The sequence below is a fragment of the Necropsobacter rosorum genome (assembly GCF_964241405.1).
GTDB classification, from domain to species: domain Bacteria; phylum Pseudomonadota; class Gammaproteobacteria; order Enterobacterales; family Pasteurellaceae; genus Necropsobacter; species Necropsobacter rosorum.
On sequence record NZ_CAXSXF010000001.1, the window covers coordinates 396,803 to 414,124 of the forward strand.

A 17,322-nucleotide genomic window follows, 5' to 3' on the forward strand; every position below is an offset into this window, starting at 1 on the left:
TGTTTAAAAATCAAGGTGATAACCATGGAGATAACAAAATCTCAGATTATGCAATGGATTGCCGCCTGCGCGGCGAAATTTAAACAACACCAGCAATGGCTGACCGAGCTGGACACCGCCATCGGCGACGGCGATCACGGATTAAATATGCAGCGCGGTTTTACCAAGGTGATGGAAAAGCTGCCGGAGGCGGCGGATAAAGATATCGGCACGATCATGAAAACCACCGGCATGACATTGCTTTCCAGCGTCGGCGGAGCAAGCGGCCCGCTGTTCGGCGCGCTGTTTATGAAAATGGCGCAATCAACCGCCGGGAAGCAATCCCTGACCTTCACGGAGTTCAGCCAAGCGTTACAGGACGGTGTGAACGGCATTGTGGCGCGCGGCAAAGCGGCAATCGGAGATAAAACCATGTGCGATGTCTGGCTGCCTGTCGCCGCCCAGCTGAGCGCTGATCAGGATCTCGCGCAGGCGGTTGCCGTGGCGCAACGCCAGCTTGAAAGCACCATTGCCTTACAGGCGAAAAAAGGCCGCGCCAGCTATCTGGGCGAACGCAGTATCGGCCATCAGGATCCCGGCGCAACCTCCGCCGCCCTGATAATTGAAGCATTGCACGAGGTTATCCATGGTTAATCTGGTGCTGGTTTCCCATTCCTATACCTTGGCGTGCGGCATTGCGCAGCTGGCGGAACAAATGAATCACGGCTGCCGCATTGCGCTGGCGGCGGGCATGGCGGAGCCGGAAAATGCCATCGGCACCGACGCGGTACGCATTATGCACGCCATTGAGCAGGTATATAGCCCCGACGGCGTGCTGATTCTGATGGATTTAGGCAGCGCCCTTCTCAGTGCGGAAACCGCGCTGGAACTTATCGATCCCGCCATGGCGGACAATGTCAGACTATGTGCCGCGCCATTGGTGGAAGGCACGTTGGCGGCGGTGGTGTCCGCCTCGGCCGGCGCCGATCTGAACCGCGTGATGCAAGAGGCGGAAAACGCCCTGCACGGCAAACAATCCCAGCTCGGCGGCGAACAGCAAGCCGTTCAGTCTCAAACGCCGGATTTGCCTCCTTGCGACGCGCCGCAGATAGACATCGTCGTGCGCAACCGGCACGGCATTCACGCCCGTCCGGCGGCGAAAATCATCGAAACCCTATCGCCTTTTCATGCCCGGGTCTGGATTCGACATGACGGTCAGTTCGCCGATGCGAAAAGTTATAATCAGTTGATTCAGCTGCAAATCCGACAGGGCCAGCCGGTCAGTTTCTATGCCGAAGGCGAGGAGGCGACGCAAGCGCTTGCCGCGCTGCAAACGCTGGCGGAGCAAGACTTCGGTGATGCGCCTGACGCCACGACGCCTCCCCAAACCCGCTTGCAAGGCATTGCCGTCGCCGCAGAAAGTGTGGGAAGTGCGGTCTGTTTTCAGCAAGTTTTGCCTGCCGAACAAGGTGACATGCGCCATAGTGTAGAACAGGCGCTGGCCGCCACGCGCGAACAGCTTGCCGCGCTGACGGCATTGCCTGCATTGCCGCCGACTTTCCGTCCACTATTTTCGGCGCATCAGCTGTTGCTGGAAGAAGTGAGCGAAACTCTGCTCGCCTTGCCGGCACAGCAGGAGCTTGATGCCGCCTGTCGGGCGGTGTTTGATCAGGTTGCCGCACAGTATCATCAGGTTGACGATCCTTATTTACGCGCCAGAGAACTGGATATTCGTGATCTGCGCGATCGCTTTTCCGCCAATCTGCGGGGGATCGCACCGCCGTTGCCGGTTGTGCACGAAGATGACATTTTATGCGCGGACGAGCTTTATCCTTCCGCACTGGCACAGCTCTGCGCCGTTCCGTTCGGCGGCATTTGCCTGGCGCAAGGCTCGGCCTGCTCCCATACCACGTTGCTTGCCAACGCGCTGCACATTCCGATTGCACTGGGTTTCGGTGAAAAATTGCGCGACATTCAGCCGGGGCAATCGCTGAAGGTCAACTGGCAGAAAGGCTATATTGAGATTTAAGATCGGCAAAAAATCGCGCGATCACAAGCCGCGCGATTATCGCCGGCCTATTTGACAAACCGTTTACGGCGGCGATGATAATTCAGCGTAGTATGAATTTTCTGCCGGCCGATTGCCGGCTTAACCTCCTGTGCCCGACGGTGCGCGCGCCGGTAATGGCTTAAAAAATAATGCACTGAGCTGGCGGCCAAAATTCCCGCCAGAAACACGATAATAAGTTCGCCGTACAGCTGATGAAAAATCTGATTGATTTTATTTTGGGTCGTCTGCCCGTATTTCATATCGAACGTAATCCGCAAAAAACCCTCAATGCCGTTCGGCGAATAAATCGGCTCCACGATTTGCTGCGTGTTGATCGCTTTCGCTTCCGTTTCGCCCAGACCAAGCTGACTGCGCAAACCCGACGCATTACTGCTTTGTGCCAGCAATTTTCCGTCGCTGGCGTAAATCGAGGCGTCCAGTACAAAGGCTTCTTTAGTAAAATTATCCAGATTTTCCGTCAGCCGCTCGGGCTTCGCATTATTGACCAGCAGCATGGAAAACAGGTTCGCCTGCTGACGCACCAGCAAATGCGACAGATTCGCCACCTGGTTGATACTGGCTAACTGCGAACCGATTTTAAACTGATTGACACCGAATAAAATCACCGCCATCGCCGCCGCACAGAATGCGATAATCGTAATAATCATACCGGTTTTCACCACTTTTTCTTTGATGATATGCAAGTTATCTTCCCCAAGGATCAGTAAATACGCTAGAATACGGCAACGCTGCTAATTTACAGGATTTTTTATGCAAACACAAAATCTCGCCGCGATCAGGCAAAATTATCCCCGCTTTCCGACCGCACTTTTACACGACGCGCCCGCCTCAGCGGGGAATCACCGATTTATCCTTTACGGCACCGACCTCAATTTGGACAAATTACAACAATTTCAGGCAAAGTGCGGTGAAAATTTTCACTGTTTGGATTGCTGGAACGTACTCCGCAATACCGTCGTGTTACTACAGGGCGAATGGCAGGCGGCATGGATGGACTACGCCCATCAGCTGACGCTGGATCTTGCCCGTCTGAATTTTAACGCCCGTTTACACCGGCCCGGCTTATTGGTTATGGATATGGATTCCACCGCCATCCGCATCGAATGTATCGATGAAATCGCCAAACTGGCCGGCACCGGCGAGCTGGTGGCGGATATTACCGAGCGAGCCATGCGCGGTGAGCTGGATTTCGAACAAAGTCTGCGCCGCCGCGTATCCACCCTGCAAGGTGCGCCGGAAAACATTTTACAACGGGTGCGGCAAAACCTGCCGCTGATGCCCGGCTTACGGGAAACCGTGGCACAGCTACAGCAGCATCACTGGAAAGTCGCTATCGCCTCCGGCGGATTCACCTATTTTGCCGATCATTTAAAAGCCTTACTCAAGCTGGATTACGCCGTTTCCAATCAATTTGAAATTATCGACGGTATCCTGACCGGCGAGGTGCAAGGCGATGTGGTCGATGCGCAATATAAAGCGCGGACACTGGCGCAACTGGCGCAACAATGGCAAATTGCGCCGGAAAATACGGTCGCCATCGGTGACGGCGCCAATGATCTGGCGATGATGGCGCAGGCGGATCTGGGGGTGGCGTTCCACGCCAAACCGAAAGTACAACAACAGGCGCAAATTGTGGTAAACTTCGCCGATCTCAGCGCACTTTTATGTATTTTGAGTGCGAACGACAGAATAACGCAAAAATAGGAGGATTTATGCCGTCTTTTGATATTGTTTCCGAAATTACGCTGCACGAAGTGCGCAATGCCGTTGAAAACGCGAACCGCGATCTCGCCAACCGCTGGGATTTTCGCAATGTTGCCTCATCCATTGAGCTGAATGAAAAAAACGAAACCATCAGCGTTGCCAGCGAATCGGATTTTCAGGTGGAACAGCTGATTGACATTTTGCGCAATGCCTGCATTAAACGCGGTATTGATTCCGCCTCGCTGGATATTGCGGCGGAATACGAGCACAGCGGTAAAACCTACAGCAAAACCGTCAAGCTGAAACAAGGCATTGAGAGCGACATGGCGAAAAAAATCACCAAACTTATCAAAGAGGCGAAGCTCAAAGTGCAAACCCAGATCCAAGGCGATCAAATCCGGGTGACGGGTAAATCCCGCGACGATTTACAATCGGTGATTCAACTGGTTAAAAACGCCGAGCTGGGGCAGCCGTTTCAGTTTAACAATTTCAGAGATTAACGCACGACAACGCGACAGGCGCGGATGCGACTTCGCCCGCATTAAGGGTTTAGATTCTAAGCAGGCAAGCACAGCAATCGCCCGCCCACCGCCGGTTTAACGAAAAATCGCCCGGCTTTTCGGCTCAGCAGCGTAAACCTCGCGCGGCGGACGGTATAAAGTGCGGTCGGATTTACGCCAGTTTTTATTTTCCGCCGCCATAGTCCGGCTCATCAGAGCGAAAAGCCGGCCTCGTTACCATAATGTACCGCCGCCGGCTTATCCGTACATTTCACGCACAACCTGTTCAAACGAACGGGGCGACCGTCCCAGCAGGGTCGGCAAGTCTTCGGACACCGCCGCCAGTTCTCCCAATGCAATGGCCGTATAAGTGGACACCCAGGCTTCGATTTGCCAGTCCGGTGTGTCGGGATAATGGGCTTTACGGCTGGCAAAGGCCTGTTCTACGGTTTGCGGCCGGTAATAATGCGGCTTTCCGGTTATGTGAGTTAAAATATCAGCGATTTGCGTCAACGTCAGTGCCTGACCGCCGGTCAGCGTGTAGGTGCGGTTTTGGTGTTGCGTGCCGTGCCGAACGATATCCAGCAGCACATTTGCCACCGCCTCGGCCACATCCTGCTGAGCTACGCATGCCACCTGTCCATTTGCCGCCGGCCCTGCGATCACGCCCTGCTCATCGGCGATGCCGGCCATCATTTCACTGTAGAAATTATCACGCATAAACGTATATTGCATTGCCGTGCGCTTAATCGCCTGCTCGGTCACAAAATGCGTGCGTGCCAGCGTAAAAGTGCTGTCTGCCGCCGCATTGGCAAAGGACAAATACACGATATGGCGAACACCCGCTTGCTCAGCCGCCCGAACCAGCGTCACATGTTCCTGCTCCCGATCAGGGCTTTCCGCCGCCGAAACCATAAACAACACATCAATATCATGCAACGCCTGTTGAGCCAGCGCCGCGTCAGCATAGCTGAATAATCTGGCCTGTGCATTGGGCAATGCCGGCATTTTTGCCGGGTTGCGCAGCGGCAGAATCAAAGGCAATCCCTGCTCGCTCAGCAGTCGGGCAACACGCCCGCCGATACGTCCGCTTGACCCCGTAATAGCAATGTTCATTGTCGCGTTCCTCCGGTGAATGACGTTCAAACGTCTGTTTTAACTTTCCGTCATCATACACGATCACAGCCGAGCGATCACCCTCCGCGCCTATCGACGTTATCGCCGGATAAAAAGCCGAAAGTCGGTGAAAACGGGAACAGACATACCTACCGTCTGAAAATACACAAAATCACCAATCCGCGCCCGCAAATCGCTCCAGCAAAAACGAAATCAACTTTTTCACGGCGAGCGGTTGCTTATGGCGGCTGGCGTACATTAAAAAAATCTGAAATTCAGGTAGCTGCCAATCGGTCAGCACCGCTTGGAGTTGCCCGCGCGTTACATAATCTCCAATCATATAGCGCGGCAACATTGCAATGCCGTTGTGGTTAAGCACGCTGTCGAGCAGGGCATTCGCGTCGTTGGTGGTAAATTGACTGGTAAGTTCCAACACGATTTCCGTTTCATGTCGGCGAAAATGCCACGTTCGGCGATTGACGTGAGAATGAGCGAGATAGCGATGCCGTCGCAAATCGTCAGGATGCGCCGGCACGCCGAAGGTAGCCAAATAATCGGGGGTGGCGACAAGCAGCGAATGGCAATCGGCAAGTTTGCGGGCAATCAAATTCGGATCGGGCTGGTTGGTAATACGCACGGCTAGATCGAAACGTTCGGCGATCAAATCGCTGATTCTGTCGCTTAAATCCAGCTGAATATGCAAATGGGGATAGTCGGCGAGAAAATCGTTAATCGCAGGCACAAGCTGCAAACTACCGAAAGAGGAATTGCCGGCAAGGCGAATCGTGCCGCGCAAATCACCTTGACGCGCCGCCATTTCCTGCTCCATTTCCGCAATGCTTTCAGCGATGTTGCGACAAAACACCACCGCTTGCTCGCCCGCTTCGGTCAGCGACACCTTACGCGTAGAACGCTGAAACAAACGGCTGTTCAACCATTCTTCCATTAACGAGACATAACGGCTAATCATCGGTTTGGAAATATCCAACGCCTCCGCCGTAGCAGTGAAGCTGCCCGTTTCCGCAACCTGCAAAAAAACCTTGATCGCAGTAAGTTTATCCATGTTCACTCCCTTATTATTTCTAAATACGAAACAATTATATTCTAAAATCACGCTTTTTCCCTTTTTTTATTTCCGTATAATGCCTACATCGACAGCAATAATGCTGAAACATTCATCAACTTAACGGAAGGAATGACAACATGAAAAATATCGCAGTAATTGGTGCAACAGGTTATGTGGGGAGTGCCGTGGTGGCGGAATTGGCAAGTCGCGGACATAAGGTTACCGCTTTCGCCCGCCATAGCGACAAAGTAGCGAAATTAGATAATGTCAAGGCGGTGACGGCCGATGTGGAGGCGGTGGATTTTGCCGCAAAACTGCAAGGGTTTGATGCGGTGGTGAGTGCGTTCAATGCCGGCTGGACAAACCCGAATATCGGAGCGGATTTTACCCGCGGTTCCAATGCCATTATCGCGGCGGCAAAAGCGGCAAATGTAGCATATTTGTTAATCGTCGGCGGTGCGGGTAGCCTTTATGTGGCACCAAATCTGCAATTGATCGACACGCCGGATTTCCCGCAAGCAATTTTTGACGGGGCGAACGCCGCACGCAATTTACTCAATGATCTGCGTGATCGTCGTGATGTCAATTGGGCGTTTATCAGCCCGCCGGCGTTGCTTGGCGCAACCGGCGGCTACAGCGAAGAGCGCAGCGGCGAATATCGTTTAGGCGGCGAAGAATTGCTGATAGCAGGCAATGCGCCGGCAGGTATCAGCGTGGCGGATTTGGCGATTGCAATAGCCGACGATGCGGAGCAAAAAGCACATTTATTCCGACGCTTTACCGTGGCGGCGAAATAAGAGGATGTAAAGGTCGCCAGCTCCCGTCAGCGTCGGTGTATTAATTAACTCGCGTCCTTGTAGATACTGTATCTCAACGTCACAGGCAAACTGCTTGTTACATTAAGCCGAAATGATGTGTCGTTGGGAAACAGTATCTGCCTTAAAACAGCTCAAAAAACACCCGCACTTTTAATAGCAGCGGTGATTTAACGACGTACCAAAAACGTTTTTATAGATCAAAAGTCTGAATCAGGTTTACATGCAAACGTACCGCCACGTTGCCGCGCACCGCATTGGAATACGGGCAAACCTGATGGCTGCGTTCAATTAGCTGGCGGGCTTGTGCTTCGGTTAAGCCTGCAACCGTGATACTGATATCCAGATCCAGACTGAATGTGCCGTCCGCTTTTTGCCCGATGCCCACCGCCACGCTGGTGGAAGACTGAGTGGGTTGCAGCCCCAGTTGACCGGCGACCAGGTTCATTGCGCTGTCAAAGCAGGCGGCATAGCCCATTGCAAACAGCTGCTCTGGATTCGTGCCCTGTTTGCCGCTGTCATTTTGGAAAGACACCAAGTCAAAGCCGATTGAGCCGTCGTCCACGCGGGTATGTCCGTCCCGTCCGCCGGTTGCCGTCGCTGAAGTTTTATAGAAAATTTTCATCATATCGTCCTTTTCGTTATCGTTGAAAGTAAGGTGATTATATTGTATAACTCACCACAAGATTATATTATTCGTCCGGATTTCTTGCCTATTTCTACAAATTATAATGTTGTCAGCACAAACCGCCTCATTATCCCGGCTTGCTTATCCGCCATGTAACACGCTACCGCGCCAAAAAGAGGAAAAGCCATGCACAACCCATTCAATCAACCCGTCGGCGAACCGGTCACCGGCTTTTCTGCCGGGCAAATGCCCGCCGTTCAATGCCTGCAAGGCAAGTTCTGCCGACTGGAAAAACTCGACGCCCAACGACATGCTGATGACTTATGGCTTGTTTACGGCGAAAACAGCGCGCCGCAAAACTGGACTTATCTGCCCGCCGGTTACGGGCCTTTTACAAACGAAGCCGATTTTCACCGCACTTTGCAAACCCGGGCCGCCTCTGCCGATCCTTATGTGTTTGCGATTATTGATCTTGCCGAACAACAAGCCGTCGGGACGTTCAGCCTGATGCGGATTAATTGCGCTCACCGCGTCATTGAAGTCGGCGCAGTGATCTATTCGGATCAGCTTAAACGCACGAAAACCGCAACCGAAGCGCAGTATCTTCTGGCTTGCTATGTCTTTGACGTTCTGCAATATCGCCGTTATGAATGGAAATGCGACGCGCTCAACGCCCCGAGCCGGCGTGCCGCAACACGTCTGGGCTTCACCTTTGAAGGCATTTTCCGACAGGCGCAGGTTTATCGCGGGCGCAACCGGGATACCGCCTGGTATTCGCTGTTAGATCGTGAATGGCCGGCACAAAAATGCCGGTTTGAACGCTGGCTGGCGGACGATAATTTCGACCGCCAGGGACGGCAGAAAAAACGCCTGCAAGATTGTTAAGCGGCAATCCGGCGGTCTGAATATCAAAAATCGCGAAAAAATACACCGCACTTTCGGCGCCGAATCAGCCGCATAGCGCCAACGCCTGAGGCTGCCTCGGTGGCAAGATAATAACTGGCGCGGGATCTTAATGTGTCATCATATGATGATGTTGCATCGGCATTTGCGACTGCTCTCCCGCCTCCGGCATCGGATGCTGCATCGATGTTTGCGGCTGCCAACCGCTCAAGGTCGGATCCGCCATGCCGAAAATCATGGTTAAATGGCTGATAATCAAAAAGCTAATTAATAAAAAGAAGCGGCGTAAAATCCGTTGACCGCCTTGCACGGCATTCCCCCAAACGCCGAGTTCCATCAGCGCCAATGCAAGAATAAACGGCGCCGCCCCGACAAAGGCAACGAGCGCGGCGGTATCGATCCAACCGCGATACTCGATTGCGGGTAAAATACCTAGCAGAAAATACACCACGATTGCGGTGTAATACACTCCTGCCACAATGCTCAATATCCGGTTCCATCGCTTGGACTTGTCGGCCCGCTCGCCGTAATACACCGCAAAAAATTCGGTTGCCACCAAACATTCCGCCACCAGCATAGGGATGACCATAAACATGATCAAATTCCACGGTGAATTTGCCGCCAGCAAATCCATATAATTAGTCATTATCATTTTCCTCTCCCAAGATAAAAATAAATCAGGTGAGAAAGTCTAAAGGTTGACCCGGGGTTAAAGTCAAAGCCTTTATGAGCGCTTTCCTGCAAACGGGGGGATTTTTAAACACAGAATACAAAAACTCGGCAAAATCCGACCGCACTTTTGTATGGTTGGGGTGGGATGTCAACACCCAAAAACCGCTTTGGGTTCTCCTATTGATCTAGTCAATTCTGAAACTACAGCAACCTGTTTATGTTTTTGTTGGAAATAACTTTGTGGATGTTTTTACAGATTTTGCAGTGTCTTGCAGGCTTTCGATATTCAGATTTTCTGCTGAAACCCCAATCCGTTTCCTTTCACTTGCGAGCTAATAATATTGGCGTCACTACCACTTTTGATAACTGTTTTGCTATTTTGGTAATTTTTCAGGGGAATTTTGTACATTAGTTACATTGTTTTGTATCTGATGGAGAATTTTTTAATCCACAATCTTGTATTCTTACGTACCCTTTATTTTTCATACATTGTCTGAATTTTTTTGCATAGTTTCATCTATAGGTCCATTTTTATCTTTAGTCATTGCACTCCTTAAACGTTCATCTCCATATTTCCTTCCACAACTTACGACATCTTTCCAGCGTTGTTCAGAATGCGTTGCGCCGGTACTATGCTCTTTTTGATAATGTGCTATTGGAGAAAAAGATTCACTTTTATCAAAACAATTAACCATTTGTTGTGTATAAATACATCCATTAGAATAAAAACAACTGCTGAGAAAAAATAAAGAAATTAAACTTAATATTTTCATTTTATTGTCCTCCTAATTTAAATAATACTTCCATAAATCCTGAAGAAATTACATTACTAACTGCAAATGGAGTTAAAAGTAATGATGCAAAGGTTCCAACCTTGTGCCTAACATTATTCAATCATTGAGCTTATTTCTGTCATCAAAAAGCACAAGCGAATACAACTGTACCACCTTTAAGAATATTAGAGATTACATTTTCCTTTATCCCATTTAGGATTTTGATACCCACATTCTGCAGGCCAAAATTTCTTATATCCTTTAACTTCCATACAGCGCTGAAATTTTTCATAATTCTTTCTGTGAAGTTTTTCTAAATCTGAATCCCCATATACAGCACCACAATTAACTGCGTCTTTCCATCTTTGTTGTGAATCTGTTTTTCCAATAGAGCTCTGCTTTTGATAATGGGCTATAGCAGGAAATTCTTCTCCTTTGTTCTTATAGCAATTGGATGAAACAGTTTGAATTATTGGTCTAATACAATTATCTTCAAAAGAATACAAACATCCATTTAAAAATAATATTCCTAGTAATAATAATTTTCTCATATTAATTTTCTCCCAGTTTGAATAATACTTCCATAAAATCAGAGGAAATCAAATCACTCATAGCTAAAGGTGCAGTAATAGGAATAGCCACCGCAGTAGTTGTATCTGCAAGAATTTGCTGAACGCTATCTTTTCTAGATGTATTACCTGACTTGTCATACCATCCCCATATTTGCCCACCTAGCATATCGTGAGAACCTGCAAAGGATTCGACTAAAAGATCTGAAAAACTACCTATGTTATAAGGTAATAATGCTTTGCCACTTGAATACCATCCTCCAATAATGGATTGAAAACCTCCAGTTGGTCCATATAAATCTTTTGCTTTGTCATTTAGTGAAGGATTTATAGCATCTGATAATGTTGGTAATTTATTGTTTCCTTTATAAACTATACTTCCATCATCATTTTTACTACATCTATCAGCACCACAAATCACATCTAAAATAATTAATCTCCTATTTTAACTTGGTGTTACTCCTAAAACAGCCGCCTCAGAAGCACGATCAATCCAAAATGTTTGCCGCTCGATTAAATCTCTATTTCCATTTCCTTGTGCATCATAAAAGAATGCCCTCCAAATAAATCACGTTGTCCCGCATAGGTTTCTGCTAATTTATTTTTACTCATTGCAGATGCCTTTATCTGTTTTAGAATTTTTCCTACCACATTCAGCATTCGAAAAGTAAATATACCCTTTATTTTTCATGCAATTTCTAAAATCTTCTGCCACTTGTAAAATAATTTTACCATTTTTATCTCTTAATCCTTTGATCTCATAATCTATTGACTCATCTTTGCTAAAAAAGCCTCCACAACTTTCAATATCTTTTCTGCGCTGAACCGCATTTGTTTTCCCTAAACTATACGGTTTCTGATAACGTGCTATAGATGGATAGACTTCACCAAAACATTGAGTTGAAGTTAATCCATAAATACAGTCATCTTTCGATGAATAAATAAAACACCCACTTAGTAGAAAGATGAAAGAACCTATTACTAATATTTTCATTTTTACCTTACCCTAAATAAAAGAAATCTAATTTCTAATAATATTTTTATTACTATTCTCACAATAATACATAACATGTATCCTTCCATTATATTTCATACATATTTCTCTACCATTTGCTTCTTTAAACATTTCATTCATTTCATCCCAAGCTTTATCTGCTGGAGAGTAAATAAAACAGCCATTCAATAGAAACATGAAAAAAAACATTACTGATATTCTCATTTTTATCTCACCCCAAATAAAAGGAACCTAATTTCTAATGGTAAAGCATGAGGAACTGTAGTTGGTGTCACACCTAAAACAGCTGCTTCAGAATAACGATTAATCCCCCCCCCAAAAAAAGATTATCTTTGCTATATTTTGTCATTAGCTCTGCTGGAGTTAAAAGAATATATCCTTTATCTCTCATACACTCGATATTTGTAAAATTTTCCTTTAACTTTATAGTTCGTTGGGAGATATTCCATATCTCAATCTTCATATTTACCGCCGCAAGCAACAATATCTTTCCATCGTTGTGCTGAATTAGTTTTACCTAAAGAAAATTCCTTTTGATACATAGCTATGTAAGGATAGTTCTTGCTCTGATATCCTTTACAATGAGTTGCGGCGGTAGTTTCAATTATTGGGCGAAAACATTCACCTTCCGAATCGTAAATACAGCTAGCTAATAAATTACCCCCAAGGTTTAGCATCAGGTTTGCTATGCTTTGCTCGCCATTTAATACATTCAGGCTCATTCCATACATCTCTTTCTTCACATACTGGGCCTTGTTCTAAATACCAACCTTTTTTCTCTAAACATAAGTTAACTTTAAGATCAACGCTTTCCCCTCTGACAGGATCCATTCCACAAGCTCGCATATCGTTTTCTCTTCGATCTAAAATTGGCATATTAGCATTCTGATTAGCCACATGTGCGTGATCAAATCTCCACCGATAATATACTTTGGGCGGCTTAAATCCCCCCATTGAGCAAGATGCCAGAAAACTTATTCCTAATATTATTACAACGATTTTTTTCATAACTTCTCCAACTATTTATTTAACTCTTTATTTTGATTTAAATCATAAATCGTTTGTTCTTTATTCATAATTAAACCTGTTCTATCCTTACGATAACCATCTGTTACACATTGCTTTTGTCCTAATCCATAACAATTATGTGTAGAAGAATTATCTCCAAACATATCAAGAATTCTTCTGATAAAACCTCGATTTTGCGTATTATCATTCATTGTTGCAGGATTTCCTCCTAACAGGACAGGAAGACTACCGACGGGATCTTGTTTATGGTTTTCAATTCGAATTGAGCCTTCCGAACTTTCACGTTTTGTACCCGTTTGCAATCCGCTTAATACCTCGTCCGCATGAGTGACGTTTGCTGCGGGTCCCACCATTTTTATAGTTGTTCCTGATAATAATTTAGCCTCTCGGTTTTCTTCAGTATTTAGTGCATTTAAGGCATTGGTAACCGTGAGCGTTCCTCGACTGTGTGCCCCCTCAAAAAGACTATCTTTTCCATATTTTTCCATTAAAGATTTTGCCTGCAAACTGGAGTTATCCATGCCGAATAAATTTCCAAAAGAGGTTTCAATCATTTTTTCATAACCAGCCACCAACAGTTCCGATAAAAAGTTATTCGCTTTCGGGTGATGAACAAAATAAACATCTTGATAAATAGGCGTATCAATTTTTCCAGAAGGCCCTTCTTTTGCGACATAATTTTGCCAAGCAAATTTTGCTGCAGCATTTTCATCATTAAAAATACCGTTAAATGTAACGACATATTTGGTTTCCAATTTACCTGTCAACGGATCTTTATAAGTCACTGGTTTGAGATACTCTCGTTCTTGATCGGAAACTTCTCTTAATTGATAAATATTCCGACCTTTTTCTAATTGACTTAATTTATAATTTTCTATTTCTTTTGAATACTCAAGTTGTGTTATGTCTCCTTTTTCTAATTTTTCATTCGCAAATTGAACAGCTTCATCATCAAGCTCTTTTTCAAGATTCTTGTCTTTTATTGGATTGCCATTTTTATCGACTTCCGCAGTCAACATTCGATGTTCCGCAATAAACATCGTGCGATATGCTTCATCTGTTACACCGGCAAGGTTCTTATAAAAGTCTTTTTGAATCGCCGTATCATTTTCGACTTCTTGTTGAAGAGCTTGATAATTTTGCCGCTCTAAACTACTAGCCTGCGTTATATTGCCTTTTTTGATGCGATTAAGATTTTCTCGTCCTTCAGGGTTACCAATATTAAAACGCCCTTCGCTAATAATTGAAGATGTTGTGCTAGAAGCCTGTTGAGACTTCTCAGTATTGCCTAACATATTCACCAAACCAATTTTTGCAGCTGCATACAGATCTGCACTGTGCACATCTTTTTCACCTAAACCAAACTTAACTGGGCTAGTATTAGCCTGATTAGGATTGGCTTTTTCAAAAGTCTCCCCATTTTTCGCTCTATCCACACGATAAACCTGATCTTTTGCTTTATCTTCCTCTGAACGTTGATCTTTGCCAACAGATAGCCCACCCACAAAGTTACTAGAGCTTGCTTTGGCGTCGGCATAGTTTGTAATATCCGTAAAGCTAAAATCTTGCGCTGATAAGTAATTTTTATCAGCAGCAGCCTGAGAAAGAATTGCACCTCCTGTCAGTTGAACACGTTTTGACACATTAACATCATATCCCGCATCACCCGCGTAAACCCCAGCTTGGGTTTTTACACTCGCATAGTCCGAATTGACTTTCGATTTGTTATAGTTGCCGCCGACTGATACGCCATAACCCACGGTAACTTGTCCCGAAGCGCTTTCCTGTTTGCCTTCATATTTTGCTGTATCTTGTAGGCTTTCGATATTCAGATTTTCCGCTGTCAGTTCGACGCGCTTGCCTTTCACCTGGGAACCAATGATATTGGCATCATTACCGCTCTCAATCGTAGTCCGGCTATTCTTATCGCCCACTTGGCTTGCCACCCATGCCTGACTTTCGCCATTGCCATAGCCTTTCACAACATTGCCGCCGGCGGTAATCCCCGCAGCAATGCCGTTACCGAACTGAATCGCCACGCCCACATTAAACCCACCGGATTTATTTTTACTGCGTTCTAGATGGTTTTCGTCTGCGGCGAGAATATTCACATCCCCTTCCGCCTTCAGATGCGTCCCGCCTTGCCCCGATACATCCGCCCCTTCAATCGTGAGATGCGACTGTTCGCCCTTGCCCTGTGCGGTAATAGTCACTTTATCGCCGGCATTCACTTGGCTTTTCTCCGCGGTATTCCCCTCGCTATGTTGGGTTTGTTCCGTCTTTTGTTGTCCGTAGGTAATACTAACGCCTACCGCACCACCCGTTACTGAACCGTTCGAAACTGCCTGGGCGACACCTTGTAATTGCTCCGCGGCTCGCAACGCCTCAAAACCGGCATTCGCCGCTGCCATTGCATTAACACGGTTATTCTTACTGCTGCCTACCGCTTTTACAGATTTTGCCGTTGAATCCATCGCTTGAATTGCAGAGACCACCGCACCGGTCAGCGCTATCGTCACGCCTTTCTGTTCCACCGTGTATTTATCGTTGCTTTCATAATCCGAACGAGCTGCGGTGATGTTCGCCGATTGGGCAACAATATCGACGCTTCCCTCCCGGGAAGTTACCATGCTGCCCGTTTGTTGATAGTGATTGCCCGCCCGAATAACGGTATTGCCCGTTAAGCTTCCCACCTGACTGCTCGCAGCACTTTGCTGTGTGCGGTCCTGTTCTGTGGTTTCTTTTCTTGAACCGAAAGTAAAACCAATACCGCCCGAGCCCATTAAACCCGACTTACGGCGAATCACCTCATTCGCCTGGTAGTGGGTATTGACGTCCGAAAGAATAGAAACCTTCTCTTTTGCAGCAAGGGATAAATCCCGCTCCGCCACTACATTCGACCCTTTCGCCGTCACGTTGCCTTGTCGTGAAAAAAGCACCACGGATTGACCGTCCACATTACTCGCCACCGCGTCGGTCGTATGGTATTCACGGCGGGATACCGTGGTGGTTTTGCTTAATAAGCCCTTTGATGCCGATTTTATCGAGGTGGCTAAGCGTTCTTCCGCACGACCGGCTTCAATCGTGATATCGCCGGCGTTCGACCCCACCAAAACCTTGCCCTTTTCACTGCTTACGTCGGTTTGACGAAGGGTAACATTATTGTTTGCAATCAGTGCTACGCCCGCTTTACCCGACAATAAACCGCCTCCTTCCGCCTTTTGGTCTAAACGGTAGTAGTTATCCGCATCGCCGTTGTAGTGTTCTCTGTTTTGGGTAGTTAAGGTGGTAATTTGCAACGCCTCTCCCGCCGTTGCACGCAACGAACCCTGACTTTCAATCCGTGCCGCCTTCACGGTCAAGTTACTATCGCTGTGTAACGCCAGCCGTCCACTCTCGCCCGTGACTTTTACCGTGCTGATTTGATCCAATACGGTACGCGCAAAATTGCCGTCGGCACTTTGTGCGGAAGAAAGCGTACTTGCAATCGCCAGATTTTTACCCGCCGAAAGCGAGAGCGATTTCACCGCCTCAATCCGTCCGCCAAGGTTAACCAGGTTTTGAGCTGCGGATAAGTCGACATGATCACCTAATACCGCACCGTGATTTTCCAGTTGATTACTATTAAGGCGGGTTAAATCTCGCCCCGCTATCACGCCGCCGTTATTTAACTCGCCCGCATCAGCAAAAATTTGGTTCGCAGAAATCACTGCGCCACGGGATGTGACATCTGTATCACGCGCCACCAGATAAACCTGTGGCACAAGTGCGGTCACTTTTTTACCGTTTTTTAAGTTTTTTGTTGATAAAACATCCCATATTAACGATATTTCTGATTTATTTTGCAAGTATCCATATTACTCTCGGCAATACACCAATAATATGGTGCGGTAAAGCGATAGCCTAAATCGAAATAACATCGACTAATTAATGGTTTAGCATTTTCTAAATACTGAGAATATTCTTGATATTCTAGGGGAAAATTATCGATCATATTGCTCCAACCTTCAGATTCTTGTTTGTTTTTTAAATACAAAAAGTGTCTACCCAGTTTCTCATAAATCTTATTCTGACAATATTGCATATCAGTATATGTTATTTTATTGCCTGATTTAAGCCAATAATAACTAGATGGAGGAGAACCATTAGCTAAATAACAACCAGATATTAGAAATGATAAAAAAAAATACTTTAATCTCATTTTTTATCTCCTATATCAACAATTCCTTTATTAAAAAGGATCGTTTTAGTTTTTATTTCTTGGTTATTCCATGTTTTCCGTTGAAGATTAATAGTTTTCTGGGCAGCTTCATTACTTTCTGCTAGAAAATTAATAACATCTTCATCCCTATAATAAGCCTTAGTATGATCCCTGTTATCATCCCCCATAACGGAATGTCTAACGGAATGCCTAAAACCTGCGGCACAAGTGCGGTCACTTTTTTGCTGTTTTTTTAAGTTTTTTGTTGATAAAACATCCTA

At 46.6% G+C, this 17,322-nt stretch carries 20 protein-coding genes and 1 pseudogene; 7 read left to right on the forward strand and 14 right to left on the reverse strand.

Annotated elements, in window-relative coordinates; genetic code table 11:
- Positions 1–24 precede the first annotated feature (24 nt).
- The 3 genes and pseudogenes from dhaL (at position 25) to ACESOH_RS01880 (ending at position 2,008) form a co-directional block, all read left to right on the forward strand.
- Positions 25–633, forward strand: coding sequence for a dihydroxyacetone kinase subunit DhaL (gene dhaL / locus ACESOH_RS01870; RefSeq protein ID WP_373099303.1), 609 nt, complete (start codon positions 25–27; stop codon positions 631–633).
- Positions 626–1,021 (forward strand): annotated as a pseudogene (gene dhaM, locus ACESOH_RS01875) (dihydroxyacetone kinase phosphoryl donor subunit DhaM); the annotation flags it as partial. The gene dhaL and the pseudogene dhaM, both read left to right, overlap by 8 nt.
- A 78-nt stretch (positions 1,022–1,099) precedes the next feature.
- Positions 1,100–2,008, forward strand: coding sequence for an HPr family phosphocarrier protein (locus ACESOH_RS01880; RefSeq protein ID WP_373099865.1), 909 nt, complete (start codon positions 1,100–1,102; stop codon positions 2,006–2,008).
- A gap of 47 nt (positions 2,009–2,055) precedes the next feature.
- Here the strand turns inward: ACESOH_RS01880 and ACESOH_RS01885 are convergent, their stop codons facing one another.
- On the reverse strand, positions 2,056–2,733 hold the full coding sequence (locus tag ACESOH_RS01885; RefSeq protein WP_373099305.1) for a YtjB family periplasmic protein: 678 nt from the start codon (positions 2,731–2,733) through the stop codon (positions 2,056–2,058).
- Positions 2,734–2,800: 67 nt separating this feature from the next.
- Between ACESOH_RS01885 and serB the strand changes: the two genes are divergently transcribed.
- Complete coding sequence (serB, locus tag ACESOH_RS01890) at positions 2,801–3,754, forward strand: phosphoserine phosphatase (protein ID WP_373099307.1); 954 nt, start codon at positions 2,801–2,803, stop codon at positions 3,752–3,754.
- Positions 3,755–3,762: 8 nt separating this feature from the next.
- On the forward strand, positions 3,763–4,254 hold the full coding sequence (locus ACESOH_RS01895; protein WP_032093391.1) for a YajQ family cyclic di-GMP-binding protein: 492 nt from the start codon (positions 3,763–3,765) through the stop codon (positions 4,252–4,254).
- A 258-nt stretch (positions 4,255–4,512) separates the two neighbouring features.
- On the opposite strand, the gene ACESOH_RS01900 is transcribed toward ACESOH_RS01895, so the two are convergent.
- A complete protein-coding gene (locus ACESOH_RS01900; RefSeq protein WP_373099309.1) occupies positions 4,513–5,370 on the reverse strand; it encodes an SDR family oxidoreductase in 858 nt (285 codons plus the stop codon).
- A 172-nt stretch (positions 5,371–5,542) separates the two neighbouring features.
- On the reverse strand, positions 5,543–6,433 hold the full coding sequence (locus ACESOH_RS01905) for a LysR family transcriptional regulator (protein WP_373099310.1): 891 nt from the start codon (positions 6,431–6,433) through the stop codon (positions 5,543–5,545).
- A 140-nt stretch (positions 6,434–6,573) separates the two neighbouring features.
- On the opposite strand from ACESOH_RS01905, the gene ACESOH_RS01910 reads away from it, so the two are divergent.
- Positions 6,574–7,233, forward strand: coding sequence for an NAD(P)-dependent oxidoreductase (locus tag ACESOH_RS01910; protein ID WP_373099312.1), 660 nt, complete (start codon positions 6,574–6,576; stop codon positions 7,231–7,233).
- Between the two features lie 211 nt (positions 7,234–7,444).
- Here the strand turns inward: ACESOH_RS01910 and ACESOH_RS01915 are convergent, their stop codons facing one another.
- On the reverse strand, positions 7,445–7,876 hold the full coding sequence (locus tag ACESOH_RS01915) for an organic hydroperoxide resistance protein (protein WP_373099867.1): 432 nt from the start codon (positions 7,874–7,876) through the stop codon (positions 7,445–7,447).
- 189 nt (positions 7,877–8,065) lie between these two features.
- Here ACESOH_RS01915 and ACESOH_RS01920 point away from each other — a divergent pair, with 189 nt between their 5' ends.
- Positions 8,066–8,764, forward strand: a complete 699-nt coding sequence (locus ACESOH_RS01920; RefSeq protein WP_373099314.1) for a GNAT family N-acetyltransferase — start codon at positions 8,066–8,068, stop codon at positions 8,762–8,764.
- Between the two features lie 127 nt (positions 8,765–8,891).
- Here the strand turns inward: ACESOH_RS01920 and ACESOH_RS01925 are convergent, their stop codons facing one another.
- The 10 genes from ACESOH_RS01925 to ACESOH_RS01970 form a co-directional block, all read right to left on the reverse strand.
- Entirely contained in the window at positions 8,892–9,428 is a 537-nt protein-coding gene (locus ACESOH_RS01925; RefSeq protein ID WP_373099316.1) for a DUF6803 family protein, read from the reverse strand.
- A 508-nt stretch (positions 9,429–9,936) separates the two neighbouring features.
- Positions 9,937–10,227 carry a hypothetical protein gene (locus ACESOH_RS01930; protein ID WP_373099317.1) on the reverse strand — a complete coding sequence of 97 codons (291 nt, stop codon included), beginning with the start codon at positions 10,225–10,227 and terminating at the stop codon, positions 9,937–9,939.
- Positions 10,228–10,412: 185 nt separating this feature from the next.
- Positions 10,413–10,778 (reverse strand): hypothetical protein, encoded by a 366-nt coding sequence (locus ACESOH_RS01935; protein ID WP_373099319.1) that lies wholly within the window; start codon positions 10,776–10,778, stop codon positions 10,413–10,415.
- Between the two features lies 1 nt (position 10,779).
- Positions 10,780–11,217 carry a hypothetical protein gene (locus tag ACESOH_RS01940; protein WP_373099320.1) on the reverse strand — a complete coding sequence of 146 codons (438 nt, stop codon included), beginning with the start codon at positions 11,215–11,217 and terminating at the stop codon, positions 10,780–10,782.
- A 183-nt stretch (positions 11,218–11,400) separates the two neighbouring features.
- Positions 11,401–11,790, reverse strand: a complete 390-nt coding sequence (locus ACESOH_RS01945; RefSeq protein ID WP_373099322.1) for a hypothetical protein — start codon at positions 11,788–11,790, stop codon at positions 11,401–11,403.
- A gap of 473 nt (positions 11,791–12,263) precedes the next feature.
- Entirely contained in the window at positions 12,264–12,533 is a 270-nt protein-coding gene (locus ACESOH_RS01950) for a hypothetical protein (RefSeq protein ID WP_373099883.1), read from the reverse strand.
- Positions 12,469–12,819 carry a hypothetical protein gene (locus tag ACESOH_RS01955; RefSeq protein WP_373099323.1) on the reverse strand — a complete coding sequence of 117 codons (351 nt, stop codon included), beginning with the start codon at positions 12,817–12,819 and terminating at the stop codon, positions 12,469–12,471. Before ACESOH_RS01955 ends, ACESOH_RS01950 begins: the two co-directional genes overlap by 65 nt.
- An 11-nt stretch (positions 12,820–12,830) precedes the next feature.
- Positions 12,831–16,688, reverse strand: coding sequence for a hemagglutinin repeat-containing protein (locus ACESOH_RS01960; protein ID WP_373099324.1), 3,858 nt, complete (start codon positions 16,686–16,688; stop codon positions 12,831–12,833).
- Positions 16,661–17,041, reverse strand: a complete 381-nt coding sequence (locus tag ACESOH_RS01965) for a hypothetical protein (protein WP_373099326.1) — start codon at positions 17,039–17,041, stop codon at positions 16,661–16,663. The genes ACESOH_RS01960 and ACESOH_RS01965 overlap by 28 nt, the downstream gene beginning before the upstream one ends.
- Entirely contained in the window at positions 17,038–17,229 is a 192-nt protein-coding gene (locus ACESOH_RS01970) for a hypothetical protein (protein ID WP_373099328.1), read from the reverse strand. The genes ACESOH_RS01965 and ACESOH_RS01970 overlap by 4 nt, the downstream gene beginning before the upstream one ends.
- Between the last annotated feature and the right edge of the window lie 93 nt (positions 17,230–17,322).